The following is a 16,710-nucleotide window of genomic DNA, read 5'->3' on the forward strand; positions in this document are numbered from 1 at the left end:
AATCAAGGCTTAAGCTCGGCAGGGCCGGGCCCAGTCCCTTATCCAACGCTTGCTGCTGTCTCCTGGTTGATGACCAGGGCACCCGCAGGCACCTCAGCCAAGTTGGCGCCGCCGGTGGATTTCCCCCACCAGCCAGCGCATGCGCTGCTTGGCCGCTTCATCGGCCGTGCCCGCCACCACCTCCGCCTGCAGGCCGTCGAGTTCGCGCCGCAGCGGCTCGGCCAGCAGCTTGGTAATGGCCGCATCGAAATCCTGTATTGCGGGTGCTTCTTCGATCTCTTCTCGCAGCACCGCGGTACGTGCCACGGCATACACCTCGGCATAGGGCGACTGGGCCAGGTGCTCGCTGAAGGCCGCAAAATTGACCTCGCCCTGCACGCTGTCGCACGCCTCCACTAGGTGCGCCAGCACTTCACTGTCGCTGCTCTCGCCGCCCAGCAGCAGCGCGCGCGCATCCTCGTCAAGCCTTGCCGACAGCGCCGGATAGCACATCAGCAGCTGGATCACCCGCTGTTCCAGCCCGGTCGGGGCCTGGCGGCGGGTGCGCGGGCGCGGCTGGGCGAAGCGGCCGACGCGGGCCGGGTCGCTGCGCAGGCCGCAGATGGCTTCGATCTCCGCGGGTGTCGTCCCCGTGGCATCGGCAAGTTCGCGCACAATCTGTAGCCTCAGGCCGCCGGCGGGCATGGCCTGCAGCAGCGGCTTGGCCTCGTACTGGGCCCGGGCGCGGCCCTCCGGCTGGCGCAGGTCCAGCTCCTCGGTGACCGACTGCAGCAGGAAGCGCGACAGCGGCATGGCATTGCGCACCTGGTTGGCAAAGGCCTCGGTGCCCTCTTCGCGCACATAGCTGTCCGGATCGTGCTCGGACGGCAGGAACAGGAAGCGGATGGTCTTGTTGTCCGCCACGTGCGGCAAGCAGGCCTCCAGCGCGCGCCGGGCCGCGCGGCGCCCGGCAGAGTCGCCGTCGAACGAAAACACCACGGCGTCGGTCTGGCGCAGCAGCTTCTGCACATGCACAGGGGTGCACGCCGTGCCCAGGGTGGCAACGGCATTGGCAAAACCGAGCTGGGCCAGCGCCACGACGTCCATATAACCTTCGACCACCAGCACGTAGCCAGTTTCCCGGATCGCGTGACGGGCCTCGAACAACCCGTACAACTCCGTGCCCTTGCTGAACAGCGGGGTCTCGGGCGAGTTCAGGTACTTGGGCTCGCCCTGCCCCATCACGCGGCCGCCGAAGCCGATCACGGCCCCTTTGGTGTTGCGGATAGGGAACATGATGCGGTCGCGGAAGCGGTCGTAGCGGCGCGGCTTGCCGTCCGCATCGCGCTTCTCGCTTTCGATCAGCAGGCCGCACTCGACCAGCGGCGCCGACACGTTGTCATCACGATAGCTGCCGAACACGGCCTCAAGGCCCTGCCAGTCATCCGGCGCATAGCCCAGGCCGAAGTTCGCGGCGATCTCGCCGGTGAGGCCGCGGCCCTTCAGGTACTGGATCGCCTGCGGCGCGCCGCGCAGCTGGCGGCGGTAGAAATCGGTGGCGCGGGTCATTGCGTCGGACAGCGCCACCGAACGGGCCTGCTGTTCCGCGCGCTGCCCGGGCGGCAGCCGGTCGCGCTCTTCCGGCACGCTCATGCCAACCGACTGGGCCAGTTCGCGCACCGCTTCCGGATAGGACTGGCCGGAAAATTCCATCAGAAAGCCGATGGCCGAGCCGTGGGCGCCACATCCGAAGCAGTGGTAGAACTGCTTAGTCGGCGACACCGTGAATGACGGTGATTTCTCGTTATGGAAGGGGCACAGCCCCATGAAGTTGGCGCCGCCCTTCTTCAGCTGCACATACTTGCCCACCACATCGACAATGTCGACACGGTTGAGCAGGTCCTGAATAAAGGATTGCGGAATCACCCGACTGACCGTCCTGAGGCATGGCCGTCCCGCGGCGGGCGGCATCTTTTAGGAATGCGTGACCGGTGCGGCGCCCGGCTGCTATCGGAATATTGTAGTGCAGCGTGATAAGGCCGCCCGGACTGCGTGACATCTCCGTGCAACTGCACCGAACCACGCGGATCCGGTGCTTATCCTGCTCGCAACCGATTAAATCAGTATTTACTTTGCTGCGAGTGCAGCCTTGACCAGGGCCGATACGGCGGTCATGTCGGCACGGCCAGCCAGCTTGCCCTTGAGCACGCCCATGACCTTGCCCATGTCCTGCGGACCGGCGGCGCCAGTGGCGGCAACGGCCTGCTGGACTTCGGCGGCGACCTCCTCGTCCGACAGCGCGGCGGGCATGTAGGCCTTCAGCACCTCGACTTCCGCCGACTCCTTGTCTGCCAGGTCATTGCGGCCCGCTTGCTGGAACTGCGAGATCGAATCCTTGCGCTGCTTGATCAGTTTCTCGACCACGGCCAGCACGGCGGTATCGTCCAGCTCCACGCGCTCATCGACTTCGCGCTGCTTGATGGCGGCCAGCAACAGGCGGATGGTGCCGAGGCGCTCCGTTTCGCGGGCGCGCATGGCGGCCTTCATGTCTTCGCTGATACGGGCTTTGAGGGACATCGTGATCTTCCAGAAAGTGGGTGGGCACTCACAGGTGGCGGCGGCGACCGCCCGCTGCAAGGCCCAGAACGCAAAAACCCGCCGAAGCGTATGCCACAGCGGGTCGGATGCAAGCGGGAGCGCCGGGTCAGTACAGCTTCTTCGGCAGCATCTGGCTGCGGATGCGCTTGTAATGGCGCTTTTCCGCGGCTGCCTTCTTGCGCTTGCGCGCGGCGGTGGGCTTTTCGTAAAACTCGCGCGCCCGCAGTTCCGGGAGCAGCCCGTTCTTCTCTATGGTGCGCTTGAAACGGCGCATGGCAACTTCAAAAGGCTCGTTTTCCTTGAGATGGATCGTGGTCATTTGGCCAGAAAATAAAGAATTTTCGGGATAAGCGGCTCTACGAAGTTCTGGATTGTAGCATCAACAATCCAACGGGGAAGTGGCGTGCAGCGGACACTTAGCGAGTGCCGCTTACTACCCTTCCAGCTATCACCAGACTATCCTTGGGCTACCGATTGCCCTGCCGAAGCAGTGCGCGATGCCTCTGCCGCGGCCTGCCCCGCCGCCACTGCGGAGGCCCAGGCCCACTGGAAGTTGTAGCCACCCAGCCAGCCGGTCACGTCCACCACCTCGCCGATGAAATACAGGCCCGGCACCTCGCGGGCCATCATGGTGGTGGATGACAGCGCCCGCGTGTCGACCCCGCCCAGCGTGACCTCGGCCTTGCGGTAGCCCTCGGTGCCAGACGGCACGATGCGCCAGCCGTTGAGCGTCGCGCCCAGCTTGCGCAGGGCCTTGTCGGTCACATCATGCAGCGGCATGGCTGCATCCACGCCCGAGGCCGCGCACCAGGCATCGGCCAGCCGCGCCGGCAGCCGTTGCGCCAGCAGGTTGCCCAGGTGCTTGCGGCTGCCGGCCTTCTGCTCCAGCAGCCAGGCGGCGGCATCCTCGCCATCAAACAGGTCGATGGCGATCGGCGTGCCGGGGCGCCAGTAGCTGGAGATCTGCAGCACGGCGGGGCCGGACAGGCCGCGGTGCGTCCACAGCAGGTCTTCGCGGAAGGCCCCGGCCGCCTTGCCGTTGCCGGTGGCGACATCCACTTCCAGCGACACGCCGGCCAGCGGCGCGAACGGCGCCCAGTCCTTGCCATCGAAGGTCAGCGGTACCAGCGCCGGCCGGGTTTCGACGATGCCCAGCCCGAACTGCCGCGCGATGCGGTAGCCAAAGTCGGTGGCGCCGATCTTGGGGATCGACAGCCCGCCGGTGGCCACCACCAGCGCCCCGGCCCGCACCGTGCCGGTGGCGGTGAGCAACAGGAAATCGTCGCCCTCGCGCCGGATCTCGGCCACGGTGCAGCCGGTCTGCCAGCGCACATGGCCGGTGTCGCATTCGGCGCGCAGCATGGCGATCACGTCTTCGGCGCTGTCGTTGCAGAACAGCTGGCCGCGATGCTTCTCGTGCCAGTCGATGCCGTAGCGGCGCATCAGGCCAAGGAAATCCTGCGGCGTGTAGCGCGCCAGCGCAGAGCGGCAGAAGTGCGGATTGGACGACAGGTAGTTGGCGGGCCCGGCCTGCAGGTTGGTGAAATTGCAGCGCCCGCCGCCCGAAATGCGGATCTTCTCGGCCAGCTTGGTGGCATGGTCGATCAGCACCACGCGCGCGCCGTTCTGGCCGGCCACGGCGGCACACATCATGCCGGCCGCGCCCGCACCCAGCACGGCCACGTCATACCGGCCCGTCCGGGCCGATGTTGCCCCGCTCATCGCACGCCTCGCGCATCCATGTGTATTGCCACCGCCAGAGAAAGGGCAGATTGTAGCGAAAAGCACGCCGCGCGCCGCTGTGCTACCCTGCGCGCTTCCTGCAACCTGTTGTTTCGACAGCCGTTTCCCTGACCGGAGACGGCCCTATGCGCTTCCCATGCTTGTCCTCGGCATCGAATCCTCCTGCGACGAAACCGGCCTCGCCCTCTATGACACCGGGACCGGCCTGCTCGCGCATGCGCTGCACTCGCAGATCGCCATGCACCGCGACTACGGCGGCGTGGTGCCGGAACTGGCGTCGCGCGACCATATCCGCCGCGTGCTGCCGCTGCTGGAGCAGGTGCTGGCCGATGCCGGCCGCACCCGCCAGGACATCGACGCCATCGCCTTCACCCAGGGCCCCGGCCTGGCCGGCGCACTGCTGGTGGGCGCCTCGGTGGCCAATGCCCTGGGCTTCGCGCTGAACGTGCCGATGGTGGGCGTGCATCACCTGGAAGGCCACCTGCTGTCGCCGCTGCTGACGCGCGAGCCGCCGCCCTTCCCGTTCGTGGCGCTGCTGGTGTCGGGCGGGCATACGCAACTGATGGAAGTGCGCGGCATCGGCGACTACACGCTGTTGGGCGAAACCCTGGACGACGCCGCCGGCGAAGCCTTCGACAAGACCGCCAAGCTGCTGGGGCTGGGCTATCCGGGCGGCCCGGAAGTGTCGCGGCTGGCCGAATTCGGCATCCCCGGCGCCTTTGCGCTGCCGCGGCCGATGCTGCATTCGGGCAACCTGGATTTCTCCTTCGCCGGGCTGAAGACCGCGGTGCTGACGCAAACCCGCAAGCTCGCCAACACCTGCGAACAGGACCGCGCCAACCTGGCGCGCGCCTTTGTCGATGCCATTGTCGACGTGCTGGCCGCCAAGTCGATGGCGGCGCTCAAGCAGACCGGGCACAAGCGGCTGGTGGTGGCGGGAGGCGTGGGTGCCAACCGGCAGTTGCGCGAGCGGCTGGACCAGATGGGCAAGCAGCGCAAGATCGACGTGTATTACCCGGACCTGGCGTTCTGCACCGACAACGGCGCGATGATCGCGTTTGCCGGCGCGATGCGGCTGCAGGCCGCGCCCGAACTGGCGCGGCACGAGTATGGCTACGGCGTGACGCCGCGCTGGGACCTGGCGGATATCCGCCTGCCTTCGGCGGCCTGAACCGGACCAAAAAAAAAAAGAGCCACCGCATGCGGTGGCTCTTTCCATTGCAGCGACAACGCGGTCAGTCGACGCGCTTGTCCCGCTCGATCACGGCATACGCGCTGTGGTTGTGGATCGACTCAAAGTTCTCCGCCTCCAGCACATACGCCACGATGCGGTCATCCGCATTCAGCCGCATGGCGATATCGCGCACCAGGTCCTCGACGAACTTGGGATTTTCATAGGCGCGCTCGGTGACGAACTTCTCGTCGGGGCGCTTGAGCAGGCCCCACAGCTCGCACGAGGCCTCTTCCTCGGCCATGCGGACCAGCGCTTCCACCGGCAGCTCGCCGGCCAGCTCCACGTCCATGGTGATATGCGAACGCTGGTTGTGCGCGCCGTACTGCGAGATCTTCTTCGAGCACGGGCACAGGCTGGTCACCGGCACCAGCGCCTTCAGGAACACGCGCGTGGCGCCGTTGCGCACTTCGCCGGTCAGCGTGACCTCGTAGTCCAGCAGCGACTCCACGCCCGACACCGGCGCGATCTTGCTGATGAAGTACGGGAAGGTGACCTCGATGCGGCCAGCCTCGGCCTCCAGCTTCTCCAGCATCTTGTCCAGCATCAGCCGGAAGCTGGCCAGCTCCAGCGGTGTGCGCTCTTCTTCCAGCAGCGCGACGAAGCGCGACATATGCGTGCCCTTCTGGTCCGCCGGCAGGTGCACGTCGAGATTGAAGGTGCCCACGGTCGGCACGATGCCGGTCGGGGTCTTCAGGGTCACGGGGTAACGCACGCCCTTGACGCCGACACGCTGGATGGGGATCTGGCGGGTGTCGGGGCTCGACTGGACGTCGGGCATGATGAAGGCGGGGTTGATGTCATTCATCTACGGTTTCCTCCAGGGTCGCGCCCAAGTGGGGCGGCACGAGCCCTTACGGTCGCGGCATTTTCGCAGTCCATCCATGCCGCGCAACGAGTGTGAAACCACGGGATCCGGCAAATGGCACGCCGGCCCGCAGCTGCGAACACAAAAAAGGGGAGTTTAAGGGAATTCGGACGCACTCGTGGTGCGAGGGCCGAATCCCCTTCGGGACAGCAGGTGATCAGGCCACGCGCGAGGCGACCGTGACCTTGGGCTGGTCCAGCCCGAAGCGCTCGCGCACCGAGCGCTCGATGCCGGCCGCGTCCAGGCCGCATTGCTGCAGCAGGTAGGCCGGGTCGCCGTGGTCGACGAAGCGGTCGGGCAGGCCCAACGTCAGCACCGGCTTGTCGATGCCGGCCTCGGCCAGCGCTTCGAGCACGGCGCTACCGGCGCCGCCCATCACGCTGCCCTCTTCCACCGTCACAAGGTAGTCGTTCTCCGCGGCCAGGCGCTTGACCAGTTCCACGTCGAGCGGCTTGACGAAGCGCATGTCGGCGACCGCGGCGTCCAGTGCCTCGGCGGCACCCAGGGCCGGGTGCACCATCGAGCCGAACGCCAGGAAGCCCACGCGATGCCCCGCGCGCGCACCGCCCTCGCGGCGCATCACGCCCTTGCCGACCGGCACGGTGGTGAGCTCGGCGGCAATGGCGGCGCCCGGGCCGGAGCCGCGCGGATAGCGCACGGCGCTCGGGCAGGTCTGGTGGAATGCCGTGCTCAGCAGCTGACGGCACTCGTTCTCGTCGGACGGCGTCATCACCATCATGTTGGGGATGCAGCGCAGGTAGGCGATATCGTAGGCGCCCGCGTGCGTGGCGCCGTCGGCGCCGACCAGGCCGGCGCGGTCCAGCGCGAACACCACCGGCAGGTTCTGCAGCGCCACGTCGTGGATCAGCTGGTCATAGCCGCGCTGCAGGAAGGTCGAGTAGATCGCCACCACCGGCTTCAGGCCTTCGCAGGCCAGGCCACCGGCAAAGGTCACGGCGTGCTGCTCGGCGATGCCCACGTCGTAGTAGCGGTCCGGGAAGCGCTTCTCGAACTCGACCATGCCCGAGCCCTCGCGCATCGCCGGGGTAATGCCGACCAGGCGCTTGTCGGCCGCGGCCATGTCGCACAGCCAGTCGCCGAACACCTGCGTGTAGGTCTTGCGCGCCGGCTTGGCCGCGGGGCGGATGCCCTCGGCCGGATTGAACTTGCCCGGGCCGTGGTACAGGATCGGGTCGGCCTCGGCCAGCTTGTAGCCCTGGCCCTTCTTGGTCACCACGTGCAGGAACTGCGGGCCGGCACCCTCGAGCGCGCGCTGGCGGATATTCAGCAGCGTCGGCACCAGCGAGTTCAGGTCATGGCCGTCGATCGGCCCGATGTAGTTGAAGCCGAATTCCTCGAACAGCGTGGCCGGCACCATCATGCCCTTGGCATGTTCCTCGAAGCGCTTGGCGAACTCCAGCACCGGTGGTGCCACCGACAGGACTTTCTCGATGCCCTTCTTGGTGGCCGCGTAGAACTGGCCGCTCAAGAGCCGCGCCAGGTGGCGGTTGAGCGCGCCCACCGGCGGCGAGATCGACATGTCGTTGTCGTTGAGCACCACCACCAGCGGCAGGTCCTTGTAGACGCCGGCGTTGTTCAGCGCCTCGAAAGCCATGCCCGCGGTCATGGCGCCGTCGCCGATCACCGCCACCGAGACGCGCTTCTCGCCCAGCGTGCGCGCGCCCAGCGCCATGCCCAGCGCGGCCGAGATCGAGGTCGACGAATGCGCCGTGCCGAAGGTGTCGTATTCGCTCTCGCTGCGGCGCGGGAAGCCCGAGATGCCGCCCCACTGGCGCAGCGTGCCCATGCGCTCGCGGCGCCCGGTCAGGATCTTGTGCGGATAGCTCTGGTGGCCCACGTCCCACACCAGCCGGTCGTCCGGGGTGTTGAAGACGTAGTGCAGCGCGATGGTCAGCTCTACCGTGCCCAGGTTGGACGACAGGTGGCCGCCGGTCTGTGAGACCGACTCCAGCACATAGGCGCGCAGTTCGTCCGCCAGGGTCTGGAGCTCGCGCCGGTCGAGCTTGCGCAGGTCTGCGGGGGCGTCAATCTTGTTGAGAAGTGCGTAGGTCATGATGTCCGTTCGGCCGGCTCTCTGTTTAATGTGTGCGCAGCACGATCAGGTCCGCCAGGTCCCGCAGGCGGTCCGCGCGCTCGCCAAAGCCGGCCAGCGCCTCGTGTGCCTCTGCGCGCAGCGTCCCGGCCAGTGCGCGAGCCGGGTCAAGTCCCATCAGCGATACATAGGTCGGCTTGTCATGGGCGGCGTCCTTGCCGGCGGTCTTGCCCAGCGTGGCGGTATCGGCAGTGACGTCCAGAATATCGTCAACCACCTGGAACGCCAATCCCACTGCCGCCGCATAGCGGTCCAGCGCAGCCAGTCCCTGGGCATCGATTTCACCACATAGTGCGCCCATGCGCACACTGGCGCGCAACAGCGCGCCGGTTTTCATGCGGTGCATGGCCTCGAGCGCCTCGCGCGTCATGGCCCGGCCCACGTTCTGCAGGTCGATCGCCTGGCCGCCGGCCATGCCGGTCGAGCCCGACGCCAGCGCCAGTTCGGCCACGAGCCGCAGCCGCGCCGCGGGCGCGATCGCCCCGGCACCGGCCAGCACGATAAAGGCCTGGGTCTGCAGCGCGTCGCCAACCAGCAAGGCGGTGGCCTCGTCATAGGCCTTGTGCACGGTGGGCCGGCCGCGGCGCAGGTCGTCGTCATCCATGCAGGGCATGTCGTCGTGCACCAGCGAATAGGCGTGGATCATCTCCACCGCGCAGGCCGCCGCGTCGCAGGCGGCCGGGGCCGCCCCGCTGACCTCGCCGGCGGCATGCACCAGCAGCGGCCGCACGCGCTTGCCGCCACTCAGTGCAGCATAGCGCATGGCCTCGTGCAGCGTATGCGGCACTGTGTTGCCATCGGGCAACGCTGCCTGCAGCGCGGCTTCGGTCCGGGCGCCCTGCGCCTGCATCCATTGGGCGAAGTCGGTCATTCGTCGTCCGCCCCCGACGCGCCGCCATTGCCACCGTTTGCACCGCTGCCTTCGCCGGCCAGCGGCTTGAGCACGTCGCCCTCCAGCACCTTGACCTGCTGCTCAACGCGCTCCAGCTTTTGCTGGCAGTAGCGCACCAGTTCGGCGCCCCGGCGGTAGGCCGCCAGCGATGCCTCGAGCGGCAGTTCGCCGCTCTCCATGCTGGCCACCAGGGTCTCGAGCTCGGCCATTGCCGCTTCGTAGGAAGCGGGCGGCGCCGGGGCCGCGGTGGTGTCGTCGGTCTGGACCGGAGCGGTCATCGTTTTTGGCATGTCTGGCCCTGGAAATATGGAATCCGGTCGAATCATAAGGAAACCCGGATGGGGAAGCCCGGATTTTACGCCAAAGCCGGCCCTTGCCCCATCCTTGCGGATCCGCGGGGCAACCTCCGATGAGTGCCTTTGGGGCATATGTGACTTGTGCGCTCGGGTCGTCTTTCCGAATGCGCCCGGTACGGCACCCAGATGACGACCCGGGTCGACTTTTTCGCTAAAAAGGCAAAAAAATCAGGCCCTTAACTTTTTGGCTCGGGTACAATCCCCCGTTCGCCGCCAGGGGTGCATGGGAGTCTCTCCCGACCTGGCGACTGTCTTTCCCAAATCGATTCAATTTTCGATGGTTGGGTTGTTCACTGCTTTCACCTGTTCATCTGGGAGTGGGGATAATGTCCAATCTCAGCACCGCGCTCAAGCTGGCGCCGGCTGATACGCAACTGCCCGTCGGCGTCTATTTCGACGAAGCGCTGCATCAACAAGAACTCGAACTGCTGTTCAGGAATGGCCCGGGCTATATCGGCCACGAGCTGATGGTTCCGGAAGTCGGCGACTACCACACGCTCAGGGCCGAGGACGAAGGCCGCATGCTGGTACGCAACGCCGCGGGCATCGAACTGATGTCCAACGTCTGCCGCCACCGCCAGGCCATCATGCTCAACGGCCGCGGCAATGCGCAGAACATCGTCTGCCCCCTGCACCGCTGGACCTACGACCTGAAGGGCGAGCTGCTCGGCGCGCCGCATTTCGACAAGCAACCCTGCCTGCACCTGAAGCGCTCGCCGCTGCAGAACTGGAACGGCCTGCTGTTCGACGGCAAGCGCGACGTGCGCGCCGACCTGGCCAGGCTGGGCGTGGCGCAGGACCTGAACTTCGACGGCTACATGCTGGACCACGTCGAGGTGCACGAGTGCGACTACAACTGGAAGACCTTTATCGAGGTCTATCTGGAGGACTACCACGTCGTGCCGTTCCACCCGGGGCTGGGCAGCTTCGTCTCGTGCGACGACCTCAAATGGGAGTTCGGCGAGTGGCACAGCGTGCAGACCGTGGGCCTGCATGCCGGCCTGAAGCGCCCCGGCAGCCCGACGTACCAGAAGTGGCACGACGCGGTGCTGCGCTTCAACGACGGCGTGCTGCCCAAGCACGGCGCGATCTGGCTGACCTACTACCCCAACATCATGGTGGAGTGGTACCCGAACGTGCTGGTGATCTCGACGCTGCACCCGGTCGGCCCACGCAAGACGCGCAATGTGGTGGAGTTCTACTACCCCGAGGAAATCGCGCTGTTCGAGCGCGAGTTCGTCGAGGCCGAGCGCGCCGCCTACATGGAAACCTGCATCGAGGACGACGAGATCGCCGAGCGCATGGATGCCGGCCGGCTGGCGCTGCTCAAGCGCGGCACCAGCGAGGTCGGCCCGTACCAGTCGCCGATGGAAGACGGCATGCAGCATTTCCATGAGTGGTATCGCCGCGCCATGGCTTACGCTGGCTAGTGCGATAACCGCACAACGCACGCAGGAACGGACCGCCACGGCGGTCCGTTTTGCTTTGGGACACGAAGTGCACTGCTAGAATCATTGTCCGGTGCCGGCCGCGCATACCGCCGCGCCAGACCGCTTTCGCGACGCGAGGCCAGCCACGAAGCCCCGCGCGCGCGCCGGATGTCTCTCCTTCCCGCTTCGCTTCACCACGCCCTCGCCATGCAATCGCTCTGGATGCTGTTCGCCGCCTTCGCCTTCTCGTTGATGGGGGTTGGCGTCAAGCTGGCATCCGATCTCTACACCACCGGCGAGATCGTCTTCTACCGCGGTCTGATCAGCGTGGTCATCATGTGGGTGCTGCTGTCCTCGCGCGGGGTCCCGGTGCGCACGCCCTACATGCTGTCGCACATCAAGCGCAGCGTGTTCGGCGTGACCGCGCTGATGCTGTGGTTCACCTCGATCTCGCTGCTGCCGCTGGCCACCGCGATGACGCTGAACTACATGTCGCCGGTATGGATCGCGCTGATCCTGGGCGCCGGCGCGGCGCTGGCCGGCACCGGCGGCAATGCCGACCGGCGCCTGGTGCTGGCGATCCTGCTGTCCTTTGCCGGCGTGATCTGCCTGTTGCAGCCTTCAGTCGGCAAGGACCAGCTGACCGGCGGCCTGGTCGGACTGATCTCGGGCATGTTCACGGCGCTGGCCTATGTCGAGGTGCGCCAGCTCGGCCAGCTGGGCGAGCCCGAGGGCCGCATCGTGTTCTATTTCTCGCTGGTCGGGATGATCGCCGGACTCGCGTGGATGCTGCTGGGCGGCACCAGCCCGCACACCTGGTACGGCGCCGGCCTGCTGCTGGCCATCGGCATCCTGGCCACGCTGGGCCAGACCGCGATGACGCGCGCCTACAAGCGCGGCAACACGCTGCTGACCGCCAACCTGCAATACGCCGGCATCGTCTTCTCCAGCGTGTGGGGCATGCTGATCTGGTCTGACCGCCTGAACTGGCTGTCTTGGCTGGGCATGGGGCTGATCATCGCCAGCGGCATCGCCACCACGCTGATGCGCGCGCGCCAGGGCACCGATGCCAAGCCCACGCCGGCCACGCCGGTCAAGTCGCCGGAGGCGGAAGTCCATCCCGAGGTGTAGCATCTCCTAAGCCCATTTCCATCGATCGCAACAGGATTCCCATGCAGAAACCGCTGATTTCCGTCACCGCACTGCAATCGCTGCTGGCCACGCCCGGCGGCTGCGTCGTGATCGACTGCAGCTTCGATCTGGCCGACCCGGCGGCCGGCCGCGAGGCCTATCGTACCGGCCACCTGCCCGACGCCTTCTACCTGCACCTGGACAACGAGCTGTCCGGCCCCAAGACCGGCAGCAACGGCCGCCACCCCCTGCCCGACGCCGACGACCTGGCGGCGCGCCTGCAGGCGCTGGGCGTGGACAACGACACCCCGGTAGTGGCCTACGATGCGCAGGGCGGCATGTTCGCCGCGCGGCTGTGGTGGCTGCTGCGCTGGCTCGGCCACGATGCCGTGGCCGTGCTCGACGGCGGCAAGGACGCCTGGGTCAAGGCCGGCCTGCCGCTGGAACACGATGCCGCGCAAGAGCCGGAGTTCCCCGGCAAGTTCCAACGCCGCAAGTCGCTGGTGCCGACCGTCGACGCCGCCGCGCTGGTGGACAACCTCGAACGCGCCACGCTGCTGGTGGTGGATGCGCGCGCCCCCGACCGCTTCCGCGGCGAGAACGAGACGCTGGACCCGGTTGGCGGCCATATCCCCGGCGCAGTCAATCGCTTCTTCAAAGACAACCTGGGGACGGACGGCCGCTTCAAGCCAGCCGAGACCCTGCGCGCGGAATTCGGCGCAGTGCTGGGCGCGCGCGCCCCGGCGCAGGCAGTGATGCAGTGCGGCTCGGGCGTCACGGCCTGCCACAACCTGCTGGCGCTGGAAGCGGCCGGCCTGGGCGGCGCGGCGCTGTATCCGGGATCATGGAGCGAATGGTGCGCCGACCCGGCGCGCCCGGTCGCTACCGGGGCCGCCTGAGATCAGCGTGACGAGGCAATGGGCGCGGCGGGCGCGATATGGCCGTGCCCGCCGTGGCTGTGACTCTCGTGCACGCCGTTGGTGATGAAGACGATCGCCGAGATGCCCGCAGCCACCAGCACCACCTGGATCGCCGACTCGCGCCAGCGCGGCTTGCGCTGCATCTGGGGCATCAGGTCGCTGACCGCGATATAGAGGAAGCTGCTGGCGGCAATCACCAGCACGTACGGGATCCAGCCGCTCAGCTGGTCGAGCAGGAAATACCCGACCACACCGCCGGCGATGGCCGCCAGGCTCGACAGCAGGTTGAAGGCGAAGGCACGCGCCTTGGAGAAACCGGCGTTGAGCAGCACGATGAAGTCGCCCACTTCCTGCGGGATCTCGTGCGCCGCGATCGCCAGCGCGGTGACCACGCCGATATGCGGATCGGCCAGGAAGGCCGCCGCGATCACGATGCCGTCGGCAAAATTGTGGAAGGTGTCGCCGACCAGGATGGTCAGGCCGCTGCGGCCCGCTTCCTCGCGGTCATGGCCGTGATGGTGGTGGTGCCCGTCGCCCTCGTGGTGGTGCGAGTGGCGCAGCAGCGAGATCTTTTCCAGCAGGAAGAAACCCAGCAGCCCCGCCAGCAGCGTGCCGAACAGCGCGCGCGGGTCGGCGCCGGACTCGAATGCCTCGGGCAGCGAATGCAGCAGCGCGGTGGCCAGCAGCACGCCCACCGAAAAGCTCACCATGCGCTCGACCACGCGGGACGCCACGGTCAGCGACAGCAGCGCCGCCCCGAAAATGCTGCCCACCCCCGAGATCGTGGCGGCGAGCAGGATATACAAAAGCGTCGAATGGATGATGGGCTCCCGGGGTGGCGGTACCGGGCGGCCCCGCCGTTCCGCCCGCATCGCGCCGGGCGGCTAACGCAACAATGTTGCAATAACTCAAAGGCCGCATTGTACGTATCCGCCGGGACTTTGCAATCCTGCTGTCGGGCGAGAGGCGCCTCGCGGCGCCCGGACGGCCGGCTCAGGCCACGCCGTGCTGCCTGAACCAGTCCAGGCACTTCTGCCAGCCATCCCTGGCGTCGGCTTCACGGTAGCTGGGCCGGTAGTCGGCATGGAAGGCATGGCCGGATTCGGGGTACACGATAAAGCGCGAGGCCTTGGCGTCCGGGTCGGACGACGCCGCCAGCGCGGACTTCATCCTCTCCACTTGCTCCAGAGGGATGCCGGTGTCCTTGCCGCCATACAGGCCGAGTACCGGGGCATGGAGCTGGCCGACCAGGTCAATGGGATTCTTCGGCTTGAGCGGGGTCGGCTCGGGCGCCAGCTGGCCATACCAGGCCACGCCGGCCTTCAGGCGCTTGCTGTGCGCGGCATAGAGCCAGGTCATGCGCCCGCCCCAGCAGAAGCCGGTGATGGCGAGGCGCGACACATCGCCGCCGTTGGCACCGGCCCAGGCCACCGCGGCGTCCAGGTCGCCCATCACCTGCGCATCAGGCACCTTGGCGATCACCTCGCGCTGCAACTCCTGGATGGTGCCGAAGCTCTGCGGATCGCCCTGGCGCGCGAACAGTTCCGGCCCGATCGCCAGGTAGCCCAGCTTGGCAAAGCGCCGGCACACGTCGGCGATATGCTCGTGCACGCCGAAGATCTCGCTGACCACCAGCACCACCGGCAGGTTCTTCTTGCCTTCGGGCTGGGCGCGGTAGGCCGGCATGCTGAAGCCGCCTGAGGGGATGGTGACCTCGCCGGCGCTCAGGCCGGCAAAGTCGGTCTTGATGGCCTGCTGGGCCATCACCGGCAGCGCGGCCGCCGCAAAGGCGGAACCCAGCGCCATCTTGACAAACCCGCGGCGGTCGAACGTCTGGCCGGGGACGAGGCTATCCACTTCCGGTTTGAGCATGCGTGTCTCCAGGATCGTTGGTGGCTGGGCCGGGATGCGGCGCCAGCGCCAGATTTTAAGCAGACATGGAGAAAACATGGGGCGGCTTTGCAGCCACCCCCGCACGCCAGCCGCCCGCGCGGCATGGTGTAGCGCGGAAAGCCCCGCCCGGGCGCGCGTCAGTGCAGCTTGACGCGCGGGCTGGTCTTGCGGCGCAGCCAGTGCGAGATGGTATCCAGTGCCATGCCCACGGCGCCGTGCAGCGCCATCACATGCATCCGGTAGAGCGACGTGTACATGACGCGCGCCATCAGCCCTTCGATGAACATCGAGCCGCCGATCAGCCCGCCCATCAGGCTGCCCACCGCGCTGAAATGCCCCAGCGACACCAGCGAGCCGAGGTCCTGGAAGGCGAACGATGGCAGCGGGCGCCCGTCCAGCCGGGCACGCAGCGCGTTGTAGAGGAAGGTGGCCTGCTGGTGCGCGGCCTGTGCGCGCGGCGGCACCGCGGTCTGCTTCTCGGGCCACGGGCAGCTGGCGCAGTCGCCGAAGGCGAAGATGTCCGGGTCGCCCTCGCTCTGCAGCGTCGGGCCGACCACGATCTGGCCCTGGCGGCTGACCGGCAGTCCCAGCGCGGCCAGCACCGGCGGCGCGGTGATGCCCGCCGCCCACACCGTCAGGTCGGCATCGATATGCTTGCCGCTGGCGGTCAGCACCGCCTGCGGCGTGACCTCGGTCACGCGCTCGCTGGTCAGGACATCGACGTCGAGCTTCTTCAGCAGCTTGGCGGTCTCGACCGAGACCCGCTCGGACAGCGCCGGCAGGATGCGCGGGCCGGCCTCGATCACGTGGATATGCACATCGCGGCGCGGGTCAAGCTGGTGCAGGCCGTAGGCGCTGAGCACGTGCGCGGTGTTGCGCAGCTCGGCCGACAGCTCCACGCCGGTGGCGCCCGCGCCGATGATGGCCACGTCCACGCGCGGCCGGCCGTCCTCGCCCACGCGCCCGCGCCCGTTCTGGGCCCGCACGCAGGCCGCGATCAGCCGCTTGCGGAAGCGCTCGGCCTGCGCCACGACGTCCAGTGCGATGGCATTCTCGGCCGCGCCGGGCACGCCGAAGAAATGCGTGACGCAGCCGATCGCCAGCACCAGCGTGTCATAAGGCAGCTCGCGCGCCGGCAGCAGTTCGGCGCCGTCCTCGTCGAAGCTGGCCGACACCGAGATGGTCTTGCGGGTGCGGTCGATGCCGGTCAGCTCGCCCAGCTGGAACTCGAAGTGATGCCAGCGCGCCTGCGCCGCGTATTCCAGCTGGTGCGTGTTGGGGTCCATGCTGCCGGCTGCCACTTCATGCAGCAGCGGCTTCCAGATGTGGGTGGGCAGGCGGTCCACCAGCACCACCTGCGCTTTCCCCTCGCGGCCGAGCTTGTCGCCCAGCTTCGTTACCAGTTCCAGCCCCCCTGCTCCCCCACCGACGACAACAATGCGGGGCGTCCTTGTTTCTGTCATGGTCTACCTGATGCGTTTTTGTGAATTCTTGCCTGAGGCGTTTGCCACAGTCTGCTGCATTGCAGCATACCTGGCAAGCCGGTAAGCCTGACT

The 16,710-nt window shown here is 67.3% G+C and carries 15 protein-coding genes; 4 read left to right on the forward strand and 11 right to left on the reverse strand.

All coding sequences use genetic code 11. The features are described from left to right. Positions 1 to 93 precede the first annotated feature (93 nt). The 4 genes from dnaG to AC1Q7H_RS00690 form a co-directional block, all read right to left on the reverse strand. Entirely contained in the window at positions 94 to 1,905 is a 1,812-nt protein-coding gene (dnaG, locus tag AC1Q7H_RS00675; protein WP_211980024.1) for a DNA primase, read from the reverse strand. A 201-nt stretch (positions 1,906 to 2,106) separates the two neighbouring features. After that, positions 2,107 to 2,556: a GatB/YqeY domain-containing protein gene (locus AC1Q7H_RS00680; RefSeq protein WP_013957526.1), complete on the reverse strand. Its 450-nt coding sequence runs from the start codon at positions 2,554 to 2,556 to the stop codon at positions 2,107 to 2,109. A gap of 127 nt (positions 2,557 to 2,683) precedes the next feature. Further along, positions 2,684 to 2,896 carry a 30S ribosomal protein S21 gene (gene rpsU / locus AC1Q7H_RS00685; protein WP_013957527.1) on the reverse strand — a complete coding sequence of 71 codons (213 nt, stop codon included), beginning with the start codon at positions 2,894 to 2,896 and terminating at the stop codon, positions 2,684 to 2,686. Between the two features lie 137 nt (positions 2,897 to 3,033). Further along, on the reverse strand, positions 3,034 to 4,299 hold the full coding sequence (locus tag AC1Q7H_RS00690; RefSeq protein ID WP_013957528.1) for a BaiN/RdsA family NAD(P)/FAD-dependent oxidoreductase: 1,266 nt from the start codon (positions 4,297 to 4,299) through the stop codon (positions 3,034 to 3,036). A gap of 157 nt (positions 4,300 to 4,456) precedes the next feature. On the opposite strand from AC1Q7H_RS00690, the gene tsaD reads away from it, so the two are divergent. Beyond that, entirely contained in the window at positions 4,457 to 5,491 is a 1,035-nt protein-coding gene (gene tsaD / locus AC1Q7H_RS00695; protein ID WP_013957529.1) for a tRNA (adenosine(37)-N6)-threonylcarbamoyltransferase complex transferase subunit TsaD, read from the forward strand. 64 nt (positions 5,492 to 5,555) lie between these two features. Here tsaD and folE2 read toward each other — a convergent pair whose 3' ends face one another. The 4 genes from folE2 to AC1Q7H_RS00715 all read right to left on the reverse strand — a co-directional run bounded on the left by folE2 (position 5,556) and on the right by AC1Q7H_RS00715 (position 9,714). Beyond that, entirely contained in the window at positions 5,556 to 6,359 is an 804-nt protein-coding gene (gene folE2, locus AC1Q7H_RS00700; RefSeq protein WP_492380828.1) for a GTP cyclohydrolase FolE2, read from the reverse strand. Between the two features lie 217 nt (positions 6,360 to 6,576). Next, positions 6,577 to 8,493 (reverse strand): 1-deoxy-D-xylulose-5-phosphate synthase, encoded by a 1,917-nt coding sequence (dxs, locus tag AC1Q7H_RS00705; RefSeq protein WP_211980025.1) that lies wholly within the window; start codon positions 8,491 to 8,493, stop codon positions 6,577 to 6,579. 25 nt (positions 8,494 to 8,518) lie between these two features. Next, positions 8,519 to 9,403, reverse strand: coding sequence for a polyprenyl synthetase family protein (locus AC1Q7H_RS00710; protein ID WP_211980026.1), 885 nt, complete (start codon positions 9,401 to 9,403; stop codon positions 8,519 to 8,521). Further along, positions 9,400 to 9,714 (reverse strand): exodeoxyribonuclease VII small subunit, encoded by a 315-nt coding sequence (locus AC1Q7H_RS00715; protein WP_492380829.1) that lies wholly within the window; start codon positions 9,712 to 9,714, stop codon positions 9,400 to 9,402. The genes AC1Q7H_RS00710 and AC1Q7H_RS00715 overlap by 4 nt, the downstream gene beginning before the upstream one ends. A gap of 392 nt (positions 9,715 to 10,106) precedes the next feature. On the opposite strand from AC1Q7H_RS00715, the gene AC1Q7H_RS00720 reads away from it, so the two are divergent. From AC1Q7H_RS00720 to AC1Q7H_RS00730, 3 genes are all read left to right on the forward strand, one after another. Further along, a complete protein-coding gene (locus AC1Q7H_RS00720) occupies positions 10,107 to 11,210 on the forward strand; it encodes an aromatic ring-hydroxylating oxygenase subunit alpha (protein WP_013957534.1) in 1,104 nt (367 codons plus the stop codon). A gap of 207 nt (positions 11,211 to 11,417) precedes the next feature. Beyond that, positions 11,418 to 12,341 carry a DMT family transporter gene (locus tag AC1Q7H_RS00725; protein WP_013957535.1) on the forward strand — a complete coding sequence of 308 codons (924 nt, stop codon included), beginning with the start codon at positions 11,418 to 11,420 and terminating at the stop codon, positions 12,339 to 12,341. Positions 12,342 to 12,382: 41 nt separating this feature from the next. Beyond that, positions 12,383 to 13,240: a sulfurtransferase gene (locus tag AC1Q7H_RS00730; RefSeq protein ID WP_211980027.1), complete on the forward strand. Its 858-nt coding sequence runs from the start codon at positions 12,383 to 12,385 to the stop codon at positions 13,238 to 13,240. Positions 13,241 to 13,242: 2 nt separating this feature from the next. Here AC1Q7H_RS00730 and AC1Q7H_RS00735 read toward each other — a convergent pair whose 3' ends face one another. The 3 genes from AC1Q7H_RS00735 to AC1Q7H_RS00745 form a co-directional block, all read right to left on the reverse strand. After that, on the reverse strand, positions 13,243 to 14,133 hold the full coding sequence (locus AC1Q7H_RS00735) for a ZIP family metal transporter (RefSeq protein ID WP_011615804.1): 891 nt from the start codon (positions 14,131 to 14,133) through the stop codon (positions 13,243 to 13,245). Between the two features lie 121 nt (positions 14,134 to 14,254). Continuing rightward, a complete protein-coding gene (locus tag AC1Q7H_RS00740; protein WP_211980029.1) occupies positions 14,255 to 15,133 on the reverse strand; it encodes a dienelactone hydrolase family protein in 879 nt (292 codons plus the stop codon). Positions 15,134 to 15,291: 158 nt separating this feature from the next. Next, on the reverse strand, positions 15,292 to 16,617 hold the full coding sequence (locus AC1Q7H_RS00745) for an NAD(P)/FAD-dependent oxidoreductase (protein ID WP_211980030.1): 1,326 nt from the start codon (positions 16,615 to 16,617) through the stop codon (positions 15,292 to 15,294). Positions 16,618 to 16,710 lie beyond the last annotated feature (93 nt).

Source organism: Cupriavidus sp. GW823-FHT06D04 (assembly GCF_058795055.1).